Annotated in this window: 10 protein-coding genes and 2 pseudogenes; 7 read left to right on the top strand and 5 right to left on the bottom strand. The window is 64.6% G+C overall.

Annotated elements, in window-relative coordinates; translation table 11 throughout:
- Positions 1-115: 115 nt before the first annotated feature.
- Positions 116-1,114, bottom strand: coding sequence for an energy transducer TonB (locus ACVOLZ_RS16955; protein WP_481517133.1), 999 nt, complete (start codon positions 1,112-1,114; stop codon positions 116-118).
- 197 nt (positions 1,115-1,311) lie between these two features.
- Positions 1,312-1,866 carry a TIGR00645 family protein gene (locus ACVOLZ_RS16950; protein ID WP_481517132.1) on the bottom strand — a complete coding sequence of 185 codons (555 nt, stop codon included), beginning with the start codon at positions 1,864-1,866 and terminating at the stop codon, positions 1,312-1,314.
- Positions 1,867-1,973: 107 nt separating this feature from the next.
- Here ACVOLZ_RS16950 and ACVOLZ_RS16945 point away from each other — a divergent pair, with 107 nt between their 5' ends.
- The 3 genes from ACVOLZ_RS16945 (at position 1,974) to ACVOLZ_RS16935 (ending at position 7,051) form a co-directional block, all read left to right on the top strand.
- On the top strand, positions 1,974-2,666 hold the full coding sequence (locus ACVOLZ_RS16945; protein ID WP_481517131.1) for a glutathione binding-like protein: 693 nt from the start codon (positions 1,974-1,976) through the stop codon (positions 2,664-2,666).
- A 71-nt stretch (positions 2,667-2,737) separates the two neighbouring features.
- Entirely contained in the window at positions 2,738-4,963 is a 2,226-nt protein-coding gene (locus ACVOLZ_RS16940; RefSeq protein ID WP_481517130.1) for a S9 family peptidase, read from the top strand.
- Positions 4,964-5,254: 291 nt separating this feature from the next.
- Positions 5,255-7,051 carry a DUF885 domain-containing protein gene (locus ACVOLZ_RS16935; protein WP_481517129.1) on the top strand — a complete coding sequence of 599 codons (1,797 nt, stop codon included), beginning with the start codon at positions 5,255-5,257 and terminating at the stop codon, positions 7,049-7,051.
- Positions 7,052-7,232: 181 nt separating this feature from the next.
- Here the strand turns inward: ACVOLZ_RS16935 and ACVOLZ_RS16930 are convergent.
- Positions 7,233-7,841 (bottom strand): annotated as a pseudogene (locus ACVOLZ_RS16930) (NAD-binding protein); the annotation flags it as partial.
- A gap of 71 nt (positions 7,842-7,912) precedes the next feature.
- Positions 7,913-9,044, bottom strand: a pseudogene (locus ACVOLZ_RS16925) (monovalent cation:proton antiporter-2 (CPA2) family protein); the annotation flags it as partial.
- A gap of 326 nt (positions 9,045-9,370) precedes the next feature.
- Here ACVOLZ_RS16925 and mgtE point away from each other — a divergent pair.
- From mgtE to ACVOLZ_RS16910, 3 genes are all read left to right on the top strand, one after another.
- On the top strand, positions 9,371-10,741 hold the full coding sequence (mgtE, locus tag ACVOLZ_RS16920; protein WP_481517128.1) for a magnesium transporter: 1,371 nt from the start codon (positions 9,371-9,373) through the stop codon (positions 10,739-10,741).
- A gap of 324 nt (positions 10,742-11,065) precedes the next feature.
- The gene (locus tag ACVOLZ_RS16915; RefSeq protein ID WP_481517127.1) at positions 11,066-13,771 is read left to right on the top strand and encodes a bifunctional acetate--CoA ligase family protein/GNAT family N-acetyltransferase; all 2,706 of its coding nucleotides are present in this window, start codon (positions 11,066-11,068) and stop codon (positions 13,769-13,771) included.
- 188 nt (positions 13,772-13,959) lie between these two features.
- Positions 13,960-14,688: an alpha/beta fold hydrolase gene (locus ACVOLZ_RS16910; RefSeq protein ID WP_481517126.1), complete on the top strand. Its 729-nt coding sequence runs from the start codon at positions 13,960-13,962 to the stop codon at positions 14,686-14,688.
- 27 nt (positions 14,689-14,715) lie between these two features.
- On the opposite strand, the gene ACVOLZ_RS16905 is transcribed toward ACVOLZ_RS16910, so the two are convergent.
- Entirely contained in the window at positions 14,716-15,657 is a 942-nt protein-coding gene (locus tag ACVOLZ_RS16905; RefSeq protein ID WP_481517125.1) for an NmrA family NAD(P)-binding protein, read from the bottom strand.
- Between the two features lie 64 nt (positions 15,658-15,721).
- On the opposite strand from ACVOLZ_RS16905, the gene ACVOLZ_RS16900 reads away from it, so the two are divergent.
- Positions 15,722-16,639 (top strand): LysR family transcriptional regulator, encoded by a 918-nt coding sequence (locus tag ACVOLZ_RS16900; protein ID WP_481517124.1) that lies wholly within the window; start codon positions 15,722-15,724, stop codon positions 16,637-16,639.
- Positions 16,640-16,651: the final 12 nt, after the last annotated feature.

The following is a 16,651-nucleotide window of genomic DNA, read 5'->3' as shown; positions in this document are numbered from 1 at the left end:
CCCCCGGTCGCGCGGGTGTTTTTTTTTTCTGACTCTATCCGGCCCGCCCCCAGGGCGGCGGGGGGTCCTACCGTTTTTCTTGTTGGCCAGCTGGGCGCGGCACTACAAAAACTGCTTACTTGTTCGGCGCAAACGCCAAGGTGCGACGGGTGGTGGTCGGGCTGTTGATCGGCTCGAACTTCCAGCGCCTCACCGCATTCAAGGCTTCGCGGTCGAACACGCGTGCCGGGTTGGCGCGCAGCACGCGGGCATCGGTGACCGAACCGTCGGTGCCGATGCTCAATTCCACCAGCACTTCGCCCGAGGTGCCCGAACGCAGTGCGTCGGCCGGGTAGCGCGGGGCCGGGGTACTGACCGCACGCAGCGCCGGCGCTGCTGCCGGCTTGGGCGCAGCGGCCTGCTGAGCGGCGGCCTGGGCAGCGCTGCGCTGCTCGGCTTCGCGGCGGGTAGCGGCCTGGCGCTCGGCTTCCTGACGCTCGCTGTCCTTGCGCGCGGCTTCCTGCTTTGCTGCCAGCTGCTGCGCGGCGGTGGCTTCGGCGGCCTGTTGCTGGGCCATGCGCTGCTGCTCGACCTGCTGCTTGGCGCGGGTCTCAGCGTCCTTCTTGGCCTTGTCGGCTTCTTCCACGGTGCGGCGTTCGGCCACCTGCATGCTGCCGGTGACGCCCTGCTTCAGGCGCGGCAGCGCCGGTGCGGTGGGGTCTACCTTTTCAACCAACGCGATCAGGCGCTGGGTTTCGGTGAAGTCCTCACGGCTCAGAGCCTGCTCGGCGGCGATCAGGGTGTAGGGCTGCAGGTCGGTCAGCGCGCTCTTGATCGAGGCATCGTTGGGCAGCTTGTCGCGCAGCGCAAGGTAGTACTCCATGGCGTTGTCGCCGGCTGGGGCATACATGCGGTTTTCGCGCAGTGCGGCGCTGGCCATATCGCGCAGCTGCTGGGTGTCCATGGCCTGCACCTTGTCGGCAACCACCGGTGCGGCCGGCGCAGCTGCAGCAGGTGTGGCCGGTGCGGCGGCTGGCGCAGTGGTTTCATCCTTGCCGGAACAGGCGACCAGCGTGGTCAGCAGAAGAGCGGGCGCCAACAGACGCAGCTTGCCTTTACTCATGACGTACGACATCAAACATCCCCTTGAATCGACGAACGTGGACTGCGTATGCCCTGACGGCGGTGTGGTGCTGGCATTTCCCGATGCAGCACCCATCAGCAGTGAAGCGCGAATCTAGCATCGCCGGCAAGAGATGCGGCGGTCGATGATGACGCTGAAATGAAAAAGTGACGGGCGTCACATGATTCGACGCCCGTCGCTGGTGTTGCTCAGTGCGCGTTGGATGCTGGCTTGGCGTGGCTGCCAGACATCAGCTTGTCGGTCCAGGCGATGCCAATGGCCGACAGGATGAACACGCAGTGGATGATGGTCTGCCACAGCACACCGGCCTCGGTGTACTTGCTGCCTTCAGTGCCCAGCGTGCCGATCTCGATGAAGGTCTTGAGCAGGTGGATGGAGGAGATGCCGATGATCGCCATTGCCAGTTTCACCTTCAGCACCGAGGCGTTGACGTGGCTCAGCCACTCCGGCTGGTCCGGGTGGTTGTCCAGACGCAGACGCGAGACGAAGGTTTCATAGCCGCCCACGATCACCATCATCAGCAGGTTGGAGATCATCACCACATCGATCAGACCCAGCACCGCCAGCATGATCAGCTGCTCGGTCAACTGCGTGGCCGAATGGATCAGGTGCCATAGCTCCTTGCCGAACAGGAATACATAGACGCATTGCGCCAGGATCAGGCCCAGGTACAGCGGCAGCTGCAGCCAGCGTGAAGCGAAGATCAGGGAGGACAGCGGGCTCAGTGATTTCTGTTCAGACATTGGGAAGGATGGTGCGTTGCGGAAACGGGGGAGGTTACCGGTCGCCCGGAAGGCTGCCAAGCGGCTACCGTAGGAGCCCCTGAGGATGGTTCCGCCGAGGCGTATTCATGATCGACCTTTATTACTGGCCTACCCCGAATGGCCACAAGATCACCCTGTTCCTGGAGGAGGCTGGGCTGGAATATCGCGTGCACCCGGTCAACATCGGCAAGGGCGACCAGTTCCTGCCGGAATTCCTCGCCATTTCGCCGAACAACAAGATGCCGGCCATCGTCGACCATGCCCCGGCCGATGGCGGCGCGCCGTTGAGCGTGTTCGAGTCCGGCGCCATCCTGCTGTACCTGGCCGAGAAGACCGGCCGCTTCATCCCTACCGACCTGCGCGGCCGTGCCGCCAGCCTGGAATGGCTGTTCTGGCAGATGGGCGGTCTCGGTCCGATGAGTGGGCAGATGGGCCACTTCAACGTCTACGCGCCGGAGCGCATCCCCTATGCGATCGAGCGCTATGACAGCGAGGTGCGGCGCCTGCACCGGGTGATGGACAAGCGCCTGTCCGAGTCGGCCTACCTGGGCGGCAACGAGTACGGCATCGCCGACATGGCCAGCTATCCGTGGATTGGCGCCTACGCCAAGCTGCCGGTGGACTTCGACGCCTTCCCGCACCTGCGCCGCTGGCACCAGGCCATCGCCGAGCGCCCGGCTACCCAGCGTGCCTATGCGGTCGGGCCGACGGTCAACCCGCAGGCCGGGCAGCCGCTCAGCGACGAGGAGAAGCGCCTGCTGTTCGGCAAGCGCGACTGACTCGCGGCAGGGGCAGTACGGGCGGTGCTCGGCTAGGATGGTCAGATCCGTGCTGTTCTGACAGGTAAACCATGCGTCCCTTGTTTCTAGCCCTTGCCATGATCTTAGCCACCCCTGCTGTCCACGCTGAAAAGCTCACCCTCGAAGCCATCACCGGCAAGGCGCCGCTGTCCGGCCCCACGTTGATGAAGCCCAAGGTGGCGCCAGACGGTTCGCGGGTCACCTTCCTGCGCGGCAAGGACAGCGACGTCAAGCAGCTGGACCTGTGGGAATACGACATCGCCAGCGGCCAGACGCGGCTGCTGGTGGATTCCAAAGTGGTGCTGCCCGGCACCGAAACCCTGAGCGACGCCGAAAAGGCCCGCCGCGAGCGCCAGCGCATCGCCGCCTTCAGTGGCATCGTCGATTACCAGTGGTCACCTGACGGCAAGACTCTGCTGTTTCCGCTGGGCGGCGAGCTCTATCTCTACGATCTTGGCAAGCAGGGCAGCGCCGCAGTGCGCAAGCTCACCAACGGCGAGGGTTTCAGCACCGACGCCAAGCTCTCGCCCATGGGCGGCTTCGTCAGCTTCGTGCGCGAGCGCAATCTGTGGGTGATCGACCTGGCCAGCGGCAAGCAGCTGCAGCTGACCCGCGACGGCAGCGCCACCATCGGCAACGGTGTGGCTGAGTTCGTCGCCGATGAGGAAATGGACCGTCACACCGGTTACTGGTGGGCGCCGGACGACTCGGCCATTGCCTTCGCCCGCATCGACGAATCGCCGGTGCCGGTGCAGAAGCGCTACGAGATGTATGCCGACCGCGTCGAGATGGTCGAGCAGCGTTACCCGGCGGCCGGCGACCACAATGTGCTGGTGACCCTGGGCGTGATCGCGCCGCGCGCTGATGCGACGGTCAACTGGGTGGACTTGGGCAAGCAGCAGGATATCTACCTGACCCGCGTCAAATGGCGCGACGGCCAGCACCTTTCGTTCCAGCGCCAGAGCCGCGACCAGCACAAGCTCGAGCTGATCGAAGCCAACCTGGCCGACGGCAAGCAGCAGCTGCTGGTCACCGAAACCAGCAAGACCTGGGTGCCGCTGCACAACAGCCTGAAGTTCCTCAAGGATGGCCGCTTCCTGTGGTCGTCCGAGCGCAGCGGCTTCCAGCATCTGTATGTCTCCAGCGCTGACGGCCGCAACCAGACTGCGTTGACGTCCGGCAACTGGCCGGTGGACGAATTGCTGGCCGTCGACGAAGACGCCGGCACCGTCTACTTCCGTGCCGGCATCGAATCAGCGCTGCGCAGCGAAATCTATTCGGTGCCGCTGGCCGGTGGTACGCCGACCAAGCTGTCGAAGACCGCCGGCATGCACAGCGCCGCGTTCGCCAAGAACGCCAGCGTCTATGTGGACAGCTGGTCCAACAGCACCACGCCGCCGCAGATTGAACTGTTCCGGGCCAATGGCGAAAAGATCGCCACCCTGCTGGACAACAACCTGGCCGATGCCAACCACCCGTACGCCAAGTACCGCGACGCGCAGCGCCCGGTTGAATACGGCACGCTGACCGCCGCCGATGGCAAGACCCCGCTGAACTACAGCGTGATCAAGCCGGAAGGCTTCGACCCGGCGAAGAAGTATCCGGTTGCCGTCTATGTCTACGGCGGCCCGGCCTCGCAGACTGTGACCGACAGCTGGCCTGGCCGCGGCGATCACCTGTTCAACCAATATCTGGCCCAGCGCGGCTATGTGGTGTTCTCGCTGGACAACCGTGGCACGCCGCGTCGCGGCCGTGACTTCGGTGGTGCGCTGTACGGTGTGCAGGGCACGGTGGAAGTGGCCGACCAGCTCAAGGGCGTGGAATGGCTGAAGTCGCAGCCGTGGGTGGATGGCAGCCGCATCGGCGTGCAGGGTTGGTCCAACGGCGGCTACATGACGCTGATGCTGCTGGCCAAGGCCTCGAACCAGTACGCCTGTGGCGTGGCTGGCGCGCCGGTCACCGATTGGGGCCTGTACGACACCCATTACACCGAGCGCTACATGAACCTGCCGGCAGCCAATGTCGATGGTTACCGCGAAGCACGCGTGCTCACCCATATCGCCGGGCTGACCTCGCCGCTGCTGCTGATCCACGGCATGGCCGATGACAACGTGCTGTTCTCCAACTCGACCGCGCTGATGAGCGCGCTGCAGAAGCGTGGTCAGCCGTTCGAACTGATGACCTATCCGGGCGCCAAACATGGTTTGTCGGGTGCGGATGCGTTGCATCGCTACCGTGTGGCTGAGAACTTCCTTGGGCGTTGCTTGAAGCCTTGAGGCGTTTTGCTGTTTTGATTTGTGGGTGAGGGTGGTTGGAGGCTTAAAGCCAAAAGCACCCCTCCCCAACCCTCCCCTTCGCTGCGCGAAAGGGAGGGGGCCGTTCGCAGCAATCGGTCAGATCTCTGCGCAGCCGCTTGTCTCCCTCCCTTTGCCGCAGGCAAGGGGAGGGCTGGGGAGGGGTGAGCTTTGCTCCCGCCGTCGCCCCAATTCCCAGAACACCCCCACTTCCTACCCTTGCCGCCCCGGCAGCGACTGCGTACGGTCAGCCCATCCCTTACGGAGCTGTCCATGAAGCCTCTCGTCCTCGCAGTCGCCCTTGCACTGGCCGCCCCGCTGCCGCTCACCGCAAGCGCCGCCGCACCCGCAACGACCAAGACAACGCCCGCCGCCCCGGCCTGGGTTGCGCGCAGCAACGAGCTGGCGCAGATCCTGCTGCAGGCGCAGGCACCGTTCCAGCCGGAGTTGACCAGCTTCTTCGGCGTGCCTGGCTATGACGACAAGGTCGTCGATCTGCGCGCGGACAACACCGGCCGCTACCGCGCCGCCATGAACAAGGCGCGCGACCAGCTGCGCGAGAAGCTGCAGGTCGAGCGTGATCCCAACCTACGCCAGGATTTGGAGATCATGATCGGCGCCGCCGAGCGCAACATCGAAAGCAGCACCCTCAACGAACAGCACCTGATGCCGTGGGTGGATGTGCCGCAGACCGTGTTCGGCGGCATCAACGGCCTGCTCTCCGACCAGGTGCCTGAAGCGCGTCGGTTCAAGGCGCTGGACCGGCTCAATGCCTACCTCGGCAAGGCACCCGGCACGCGGCCACTGGCTACCCTGGCGCGGCAACGCTATGAGGAAAAGAGCGGCACGCCCAACCTGCTGCAGCCGACCAAGATCGAAGTCGAGCAGGCGCTGGCCAACGTCGATACCTACATCGCCGGCATCGGCAAGCTGTTCGCCAAGTACAAGATCGATGGTGCCGACGCCTCGCTGGCCGAGCTATCCACGCAGATGAAGGACTACATCGCCTGGACCAGCAAGGAAGTGCTGCCCAAGGCGCGCACCGACAACCGTCTGCCGGCTGAGCTGTATGCCTTCCAGCTCAAGGAAGTGGGCGTGGACATCGATCCGGCCCTGCTGATGCAGCGTGCCCAGCTCGAATACATGGAAACCCGCGCGATGATGCGCCAGCTGGCACCGCTGGTGGTGCAGGCCAAGGGTTTGAAGGTCGCCGACAACACCGACTACGTGGCGGTGATCCGCGCGCTGAAGCAGGACAAGATCAGCAACGATCAGCTCGAATCGCATTACCGCGGCGTCATCGATGCGATCGACCCGATCATCCACAAGCAGGGCATCGTCGATGTGCCGCAGCGTCCGCTGCAGATGCGCCTGGGCAGTGAAGCTGAAAGCGCCGCCTCGCCGGCACCGCACTACCTGCCGGCGCCGCTGGTCGGCAACACCGGCCAGCAGGGCACCTTCGTGCTGCCGCTGGGCAACCCGGCCTCGGGTGAGAAGGCGCAGTACGACGACTTCAACTTCGGTTCGGCGGCATGGACGTTGAGCGCGCACGAAGGCCGCCCCGGCCACGACCTGCAGTTCGCGGCGATGGTCGAGCGTGGCATCTCGCTGGCACGCACCATGTTCGCTTTCAACTCCGTCAACGTTGAAGGCTGGGCGCTGTATGCCGAAGCCGAGATGGTGCCGTTCGAACCGCTGGACGGACAGATGATCGCGCTGCAGTTCCGCCTGCTGCGTGCGGCCCGCGCCATGCTCGACCCCGCGCTCAACCTGGGCCAGACCGACCGCGAACGTGCCCGCAAGGTGCTGGTGGAAGGCGTAGGCCTGTCCGAGGCGATGACCATGCAGGAGCTGGACCGTTACACCGTGCGCTCGCCGGGCCAGGCCTGCAGTTACTTCTATGGCTATACGCGCATCATGGAACTGCGCATGCAGACCGAGCTGGCACTGGGCGACAAGTTCGATCGCCTGGCGTTCAACAACTTCCTGCTCGACCAGGGCCTGTTGCCGCCGGACCAGCTGGCGGCAGCAGTCAACGAAGTCTTCGTACCGGCCCAGCGCCGCAAGTAAGCACAAAGGGCGCCGCAAGGCGCCCTTTTCATGAGGCAGGCATGTTGCGGCTGCATTTGTAGGAGCGGCGTAAGCCGCGAAGTCGCAACATCATCAGATCACATGGATACCAACGACTTCAGCACCGTCAGCTTCGCGGCTTACGCCGCTCCTACAAAGAACAGCGCCAGCCCACGGCGCTTCATTCCTTGTCGTTGGAAGGCTTCACCGTCGTACTGTCACTGGCATCAGCCTCGAACAGATGCATCAAATCAGCGCGTGCATCGCGCGAAGTCTGCATCACCGCAACTTCATCGTCGTATACAAGATGCTGCGCCTTGAGCAGTGCTTCATCGTGTTCACGGAAACGCTGCACATGGTCGCGCGCGACATTTTCCGGAAAACCTAGCGCGGTCAGCACGCGCTCGCTGGCCTCCAAGCTGGAGCCGAATACCTCGCGGAACGGCTCTGCCGACATATCCAGCAGCTTCCAGGCGTGCTGGCGGTTGCGTGCACGCGCCAGCACCGTCGCCTTGGGATACATGCGCCGCACCAGTCGCACCGCGCGTAGATTGGTGTCCGGGTCGTCCATCGCCATCACGAATACGCGGATGTGCTCGGCACCGGCCGCACGCAGCAGATCGGGGCGGGTAGGGTCGCCGTAGTACAGCTGGTTGCCGAAGCGACGCAGGTCCTTGACCGTGTCCGGGTCGGCCTCCAGCGCAACAAACGGAATGCGTTGCGCGGTCAGCAGGCGGCCGACGATCTGGCCGAAGCGGCCCATGCCGGCAATCAATACCTTTGGCCGCTGTACAGCAGCGTCCTTCAGCGTTTCATCCGGTTCGGGCTGCGCAGGCCGTGCAGGCGGCTTGAGCTGCAATGTGCGCTGCAGCGCGAGCAGCAGCAAGGGCGTGATCGCCATCGACAGGCTGACTACCGCCACCAGCCGGTCGTGGTTGATTCGACCGAGCAGATGCGCACGCTCGGCTTCGTTGAACACCACGAAGGCGAACTCGCCGCCCAGCCACAGCACGCTGCCCAGCATCAAGGCGTTGCGCAGCGACATGCGCGCAGCCAGGCCGAGCGCGATCAGGATGGAGAACTTCACCGCCAGCAGGATCGCCACGCCCAGCGCGATGATCTCCGGTTCGGCCGCAACCCGCTTCAGGTCGATGCCCATGCCAACGGCAATGAAGAACAGGCCGAGCAGCAGGCCCTTGAACGGCTCGATCTGTGATTCGATCTCGTGGCGGAACTCGGAGTCGGCCAGCAATACACCGGCGATGAAGGCGCCGAGGCTGGCGCTGAGCCCGGCCTCGGCCATGAACCAGGCCGTGCCCAGCACCACCAGCAAGGCGGTGGCGGTGAACACTTCCGGCATGCGGGTGCGGGCGACGATGTTGAACAGCTGGCGCAGCATCGGCCGGCCGAGCACGATCACCAGCATCAGTGCACCCAGCGCGATGGAAGCATCCTGCCAGCTCAGGGTTTCGTTCTTGACCCCGCCCAGCAGGGGAATGGCGGCCAGCAAGGGGATGGCGACCAGATCCTGGAACAGCAGGATGGCGAAGCCGAGCCGGCCATAGTCGGAGTTGAGTGCCTTGTGCTCGGACAGCAGCTGCAGCCCAACCGCGGTGGAGGACAAGGCCAGCGCGGTGCCGATCACCAACGCGCTCTTCCACGAGAAGTGATTCAGCAGCAGCAAGCCGCCCAACACCATTGCACTGAGCAGCACCTGCACGGTGCCTGCGCCGAACACCGGCCGCCGCATCACCATCAGCCGCGACGGTGACAGCTCCAGCCCGATGACGAACAACAGCATCACCACGCCGATCTCAGCGGCATTGAGGATGCGGTCGGCGTCCTGCACGAAGCCCAGCACGTGCGGTCCCAGCACCACGCCAGCGGCCAGATAGCCCAGCACCGCGCCCAGCCCGAAGCGCTTGAATACCGGCACGGCGATGACCGCCGCCAGCAGCAGTACCAAGGCGAGTTCGAGACCGGTGCCATGCATTTAAAGGGATTCCTTGATTGATTCAGCTGACCGGTCGGGCAACTGCCTACCGACGATTTCACATTATGCGGACTGTGCCGTGTGTGAATGCGAACGGCAGCCCTCCATTGGCGGGATGCAGCGATGCAGGCTTGACCCCGTCGGCCAACAGGACCAGACTCGCGCCGCTGCCGGTAGAACCGCGCAGCACCTTTCCGGAGTCCAACCCATGTCCAGCGACAGTAGAAGTCGATCGCGATCGTCGACACCAGCGACGGCAACCGCCTGACAGGGCTGGTTCGCCCTGTGCTGGCGTTGCGGTCGCAATCCAGAACAGGCGAATCAACATGAACCAGAAGCAATTTCTGCGGCCAGTGGTGGACGCAGCCACGCTGAGCGCGCCCCTTGCCGATTACAACACCGCCGACGCGGTGGAGTACCTCAACGCCCTGCCATTGCCGCATGCGGCCAATACCCTGGCGGCCCTGTCATTGCCGCGTGCGGTCAAACTGCTGGAAGCCCCCGAGCTGCAGCATGCCGGCGCGCTGATCGCAGCGCTGCCGCCAGCCCGCGCCGCGGCCCTGCTGGGGCTGATGGCCGACGACCGAGCCACCGACATCGTCCATGAACTGGATGCTGCTGAGCGCGCACGGCTGATCCCGCTGCTGGCACCGGAGGCGCGGCGTTCGATCCAACTGCTGCTGAGCTACCCGCCCAACACCGCCGGTGCCTTGATGACCACCGAGTTCGTCGGCGTGCCGGCGGACTGGACGGTGGCGCAGACCATGCAGCACATCCGCGAGGTGGAGCGCAGCCGCGAGACGGTCTACGCCATCTATGTGCTGGACCCGCAGACCCGCCAGCTGCAGCAGGTGGTGACGATGCGGCGGCTGATCACCGGCGAGCCGGAGGATTCGATCCTGTCCGTTGCCCAGGTCAACCCGCCGGTGACGGTGGATGCGCTGCTGGACCAGGAGGAGGTAGCGCAGCTGATCCGCCGCCACGATCTGCTGGCGATCCCGGTGGTGGATGCACAGCAGCAGATGCTGGGGATTGTCACCGTCGACGACATCCTCGATGCGCTGATCGATGAATCCACCGAGGACGTGCACAAGTTCGGCGGCGTGGAAGCCTTGGACAAGCCGTACATGCAGATCGGCTTCCTGGAGATGCTGCGCAAGCGTGCCGGCTGGTTGAGCGTGCTGTTCCTCGGCGAAATGCTCACGGCCAGCGCCATGCAGCACTATGAGGATGAACTGGCGCGTGCGGTGGTGCTGACCTTGTTCATTCCGCTGATCATGAGCTCGGGCGGCAATTCCGGCTCACAGGCCACCTCGCTGCTGATCCGTTCGCTGGCCCTGCGCGAACTGCGCCTGCGCGACTGGTGGAAGGTCGCCCTGCGTGAACTGCCAACCGGCGTGGTGCTCGGTGCGATCCTCGGTACCTTGGCGATCATCCGCATCACCGTCTGGCAGCTGGCCGGCCTGCACGACTACGGCGAACACTGGAAGCTGCTGGCAGTGACCATCGGCGCGGCCCTGATCGGCATCGTCACCTTCGGTTCGCTGTCGGGCTCGATGCTGCCGTTTGTGCTCAAGCGCCTGGGCTTCGACCCGGCCAGCGCCTCGGCGCCGTTCGTGGCAACGCTGGTGGATGTCACCGGGCTGGTGATCTATTTCAGCATCGCCGCAATGATCCTCGGCGGCACGCTGTTGTAGTGCCGAGCCATGCTCGGCAGGAGCTTTACCCGTAGAGGGGCCGGTAGTGCCGAGCCATGCTCGGCAGAGGCTTTACAGGCAAACCCAACGGCAACCGCAAAAACCACCCCTCCCCAACCCTCCCCTTGGCTACGCCAAAGGGAGGGGCAGAGCTTGTCTCCCTCCCTTGCGCGCAGCGCAGGGGAGGGCCGGGGAGGGGTGCTCTTCGCAGCAATCAAGGCTGGCCTCCACCAACATCCCAAAATACCCCCACTTTGATCCAACGCAGCCCACCCACCACCGCAGCCGTGTACCTTTGACCCGGTACCCGCAACAGGCGTCGCAATGAGCACCTATCACCTGCAGACCGTATTCCGCCCCCGCTCGGTGGCAGTGATTGGCGGCAGCCCGCGCGATCGTTCCGCCGGCCGCGCGGTAATCCGCAATCTGCGTGCAGGCGGCTTTGCTGGGCAGATCGGCTGGGTCAGCCCGCGCTATGCCGAAATCGACGGCATGCGCACGGTCAAAAAGCTCAAAGACCTGCCGTGGATTCCGGATCTGGTGGTCATCACCGTGCCGGCAACGCTGTTGCCGCAGGTGGTTGCCCAAGCGGCCGAACTGGGCGTGGCCGCGGCCATCATTCTCACTTCCGGCCTGGGCAAGGGCCCGGGCTCGTTGGCTGCGCAGGTGGAAGCAGCAGCGCGGCCCAAGGGTATGCGCGTGCTCGGTCCGCATTGCCTGGGCGTCATCGCCCCGCATGCACGGCTCAACGCCAGTATCGCCGCGCACACGCCGCAGGCCGGCGATCTGGCGTTGATTTCCGAATCCAGCGCGATTGCCGCTGCACTGGTGGAGTGGGGCGTGGCGCGCTCGGTCGGTTTCTCGGCGGTGGTATCGCTGGGCGACGCGCTGGACGTCGACTTCGGCGACCTGCTCGATTACTTCGCCAGCGACTACCGCACCCGCGCCATCCTGCTCTACGTCGACCAGATCAGCGACGCGCGCAAGTTCATGTCGGCCGCACGCGCCGCTGCACGTGCAAAACCCGTGGTGGTGGTCAAATCCGGGCGCAAGTCGCGCGGTGGTGACGAAGTGGTCACTACCCACTCGCAGGCGCTGGCCGATTCCGACGCGGTCTACGGCGCAGCCTTCAACCGCGCCGGCCTGCTGCGGGTGAATGCATTGGACGAGTTGTTCACTGCCGCCGAAACACTGGGCAGGCTTGGTACGTTCCCCGGAAGACGCTTGGCGATCCTCAGCAATGGCGGTGGTGTTGGTCGACTGGCGGTGGATCAGCTGCAGGCGCTCGGCGGTAGCCTGGCCGAGCTGTCACCGGCCACCGTCGAACTGTTGGACAAGGCCCTGCCGCAAGGCTGGTCGCGCGACAATCCGGTCGACATCGTGGTCGATGCCGACGGCGGCCGTTACGCCTCGGCGATTGAAGCCTTGCTGTCCGACGATGCCAACGACGCGGTACTGGTGATCAACGTGCCGACCGCCTTCACCTCCTCGGCCGAGGCCGCACAGGCGCTGACCACCACGCTGGGGCAACGCTCGCGGCAGCTGCGCGACAAGCCGGTGTTCGCGGTATGGCTGGGCAATGACGACCGCGCCACGGTCACCCTCAACACCGCGCGCGTACCGACCTATCCAACCGAAGCTGACGCCGTGCGCGGCTTCCAGCATCTGGTGCGTTACCGCGAAGCACAGACGGCGCTGATGGAGACGCCGCCCAGCCTGCCGGCAGATTTCGTGGTGGATGTGCCGGCCGCGCGCGCGTTGGTCGAGGCGGCGTTGGCCAATGACCAGCAATGGCTGGACCCGGTTGCCACGCACAAACTGTTGCAGGCCTACGGCATCCCGTCGTTGGAAGTGATGGTTGCGCGTGATCCGCACGAAGCGATGGACCTCGCGCAGCCGATGCTGGAGCAGGGCATGAGCGTGGCGGTGAAGATTTTTTCGCCGGACATCCCGCACAAATCCGAAGTCGATGGCGTGCGCTTGAACCTGGGCAGCCTGCGTGCGGTGCAGTCCGCGGCAACCACCATCCTGCAGCGTGCCCGCGAGAAGCGTCCGCAGGCCCGCATCGAGGGCGTGCTGGTGCAACCCAGCCTGACCCGGCCCAAGGCGCGCGAGTTGATCGCCGGTATTGCCGACGATCCAGTCTTCGGCCCGGTGGTCGTGTTTGGCCGTGGCGGTACCGCAGTGGAAGTGATCGACGACAAGACCCTGGCATTGCCGCCGCTGGATCTGCGGCTTGCCCATGAAGTAATCGGCCGCACCCGCGTCTCGCGCATCCTCAAGGCCTATGGCGATGTACCGGCGGCGGACGAGCGCGCAGTGGCGATGGTGCTGGTCAAGCTGGCGCAGCTGGCAGCGGATATTCCGGAAATCCGGACGCTGGATCTCAATCCATTGCTGGCCGACCGCAACGGCGTGATCGCGCTGGATGCACGCGTGGCAATCACGCCGGTCAAGCGCCTGCACAAGGGCCGCGGCCACCCGCGCTTCGCGATCTTCCCGTATCCCACCGAGTGGGAACGCACGATCGATCTGTCCGACGGTGGCAAGGCCTTCATCCGCCCGGTGCGGCCGGAAGACGATGGCCTGTTCCGCGCCTTCTTCGCACGCGTCACCGATGATGACCTGCGCCTGCGCTTCTTCCAGTCGGTGAAGCATTTCAGCCACGAGTTCATCGCCCGCCTGACCCAGCTGGATTACGCGCGTTCCATCGCGCTGGTGGCGATCGATCCCAAGACCGGCGAGATGCTCGGTGCGGTGCGCCTGCACGCCGATGCCGATTACAACCGTGGCGAGTACGGCATCCTGATCCGCTCGGACCTGAAGGGCCACGGCATCGGCTGGAAGCTGATGCAGATCATGATCGAGTACGCCGGCTGGCTGGGTTTGAACGTTGTGGAAGGGCAGGTGCTACGTGAGAACAGCACCATGCTGGCGATGTGCCAGAGCCTGGGCTTCAAGGTGAAGGCCGACCCGGATGACTCGACCATCATGAATGTGACGCTGCCGGTGGGTGAGGTCGGGAGCTAAAGGCTAAGAGCCAAAGGCACCCCTCCCCAACCCTCCCCTGCGCTGTGCGCAAGGGAGGGGGCAGCTCCGCTCCCTCCCTTTGCCGAAGGCAAGGGGAGGGCCGGGGAGGGGTGCTTTGGCTTTGGCTTTGGCTTTCGCTGTTGCCCCCTCCTCACCCCCAAACCACCGCAAGGCGCGACAATAGCGCCATGCAAACGAACCAAGACCCAGCAGCCAGAACCCCGCTGCTACTGCTGCCCGGCCTGCTCAACGACGCCACGCTCTGGCAGGCCCAGCTCGAAGCACTCGCCGACATCGCCGATTGCCAGGTCGGCGACCTCACCAAACAAACAACGATGCGTGCGGTCGCCGAAGACGTGCTGGCCAAGGCCCCGGAGCAGTTCGCCTTGGCCGGCTTCTCCCTTGGCGGTTACGTCGCCCAGGAAATCCTGCGCATCGCACCGCAGCGGGTACTGAAGCTGGCACTGCTGGATACCTCGTTCAAACCCGACTCGCCCGAACGCGCTGCACAACGCCTGGCACAGCAGAACAGCGTGCGCCTGCCCGGCACCTTCCATGGTTTCGGCGACAAGCTGATGCGCAGCTACATCGATGCTTCGCGCTTGGATGACCATGCATTGGTGGATACCGTACGCAGCATGACCGCACGTCTTGGAGCCGAAGTGTTCCTGCGCCAAAGCCAGTTGCAGCGTGCAGACGGCAGCGAGGCCCTGCGCGATTGGCGGGGCCCGGCCTTGATCGTCTGTGGGCGCAACGATGCGATCACGCCACTGTCGGTCAGCGAGGAGATGGCCGCGTTGATGCCGCAATCAAACCTGGTGGTGATCGAGGACTGCGGCCATCTGGCACCCTTGGAAATGCCCGAGGAAGTGTCTGCGGCGATGCGTGCGTGGTTGCTGCAGGGTATGGACGGCTAGTCCCGAAGAACGCCCGAATTCCGCAGCTCAGTACGCAAACGCAGCACGGTTTTTGCGTATGAACTCCGCCCAGCGCACCGGCTCGCGGCCGGTGATGGCGGGGAAGTTGTCGAAGGTGGCTTCAATGCCCGGTACGCGTCGCTCGGCAACACGCTGGAAGTTGTCGCGCACGCAGTTCATATAGACCATCTCGGCACCGGCCGCGCGCATGTCCTCCAGGAACACATCCGGGCTGAGCGCCTCGTAGCGGAATGATTGGCCAAGCAGTTCGCTCATCAGCGCAGCGACCTCGCCGTAGGACTTGGCGTCGTAGCCCAAGCGATAGGTCTGCCCGGCATGCCGCTGCGGCCACGCCAGCGCCTGTGCGGCTACCGCAGCGACGTCATCGCCATCGACCCAGCTGAAGCGTGCATCGCCGGTGTACTGGCGGATCACGCCGTCGACCACGGCGCGGGTGCCGTCGTAGCTGAGCAGGTTCTGCATGAAGGCTTCCGGCCTGAGATGGGTGAACGAGAAGCCGTGCCACTCGATGTAGCGTTCCACCAGCTGATGCCAGGCCCAATGTCCGATGCTGGCGTCATCACCACCGCAGGCACCCAAGTGCACCACATGCTGCACGCCAGCCAGCTTGGCCGCATCGAGGAAAACCTTGCTCTGGCGCAGCATGTCCACGCTGTAGCCCGTGACCAGGAATACGCGATCAATGTCCTGCAGCGCTGGCAGCAGCGTGTCTTCCTTGTCGAAATCGAGCAGCACCGTGCGGATTCCCTGTGCCTCCAGCGCAGCGGCGTTGGCTGAAGAGCGCACTGCTGCGACCGGCGTGACTGCATCTTCCAACAGCAGGTTTCTCAAGGTTTCGGCGCCGATCTGACCGGTGGCGCCGGTGACAAGTACGGTAGGGCGTTGCTGGCTCATTGCTGCCTTGGATGCTTGATCGAAGAAGGCGCCCAGCCTATCGTGGAGCTGCATTCCGTTCCGCGATGGTTTTTACCGGTTTTACGGAATCAGATTCTTTAATCGTGAAGCCAGCCGCATGCATCCCTCCGAACGCCTGAAAGGCCTCGACGTCTTCGTCTGTGTTGCCGACGCAGGCAGCTTTACTGCAGCTGCGGAGCGGCTGCACCTCACCGCTTCGGCGGTCGGCAAGTCGATCGCACGATTGGAAGAACGATTGGGCCGCACGCTGTTCCATCGCACCACGCGACGCATGTCATTGACTGAAGCCGGCATCGCCTTCCACCGGACCTGCACGGAAGTGCTGACGAACCTGGAGGCGGCCGAGGTGTCGCTGCGAGCGGAGGATGACGAGCCAAGTGGGCGCGTGCGTATTGATCTGCCGGCAGCGTTCGGGCGCCTGCAGGCTCTGCCGATAATTCTTGGCTTCGCCCAGGCCTATCCGCTGACGCGGCCGCAGGTGTCCTTCTCGGACCGCTTCATCGATCCGGTCGAGGACGGCGTCGACATCATCGTGCGCATCGGCGGCCCAGATGCTTGGTCATCGCTGGTCGAACACCGGCTGTTGGGCCACGAGCAGCACGTGTTCTGTGCGGCCCCCGCCTATCTTGCGATACATGGCGTACCGGCAACGCGCGGGGATCTGCTGGCGCATCGTTGCATCGCCTATGGACGCGCCGATGGCTCGGTCAGTCCCTGGCGCTTCGCGGCTGCAATGCCAGGTGACGTAGAACTGCAGATGATGCCGTCTCCGCTGGTAGTGGGAGATGGCGAAGGGCAGGTCACCGCGGCGCTGGTCGGCAGTGGCATCGTGCAACTGCCGACCTGGCTGGTACGCAGTCATCTCGAGGATGGTGCGCTGGTGGAAGTGCTGCCGCATCTGGCCAGCCAGGGCCTGCCACTCAGCTTGGCCTGGATGAAGAGTCGGCGTCAGCTGCCAACGGTCAGCCTGTTGCTGGAAACGTTGGCACAAGAGTTGGCACCGCGTATCCGCTAGCAGTGCGGCAAC

Source organism: Stenotrophomonas sp. STEN020 (assembly GCF_056760195.1).
The sequence above is the reverse complement of the archived record's forward strand: the minus strand, read 5'-3'. Positions and strand labels throughout refer to the sequence as shown.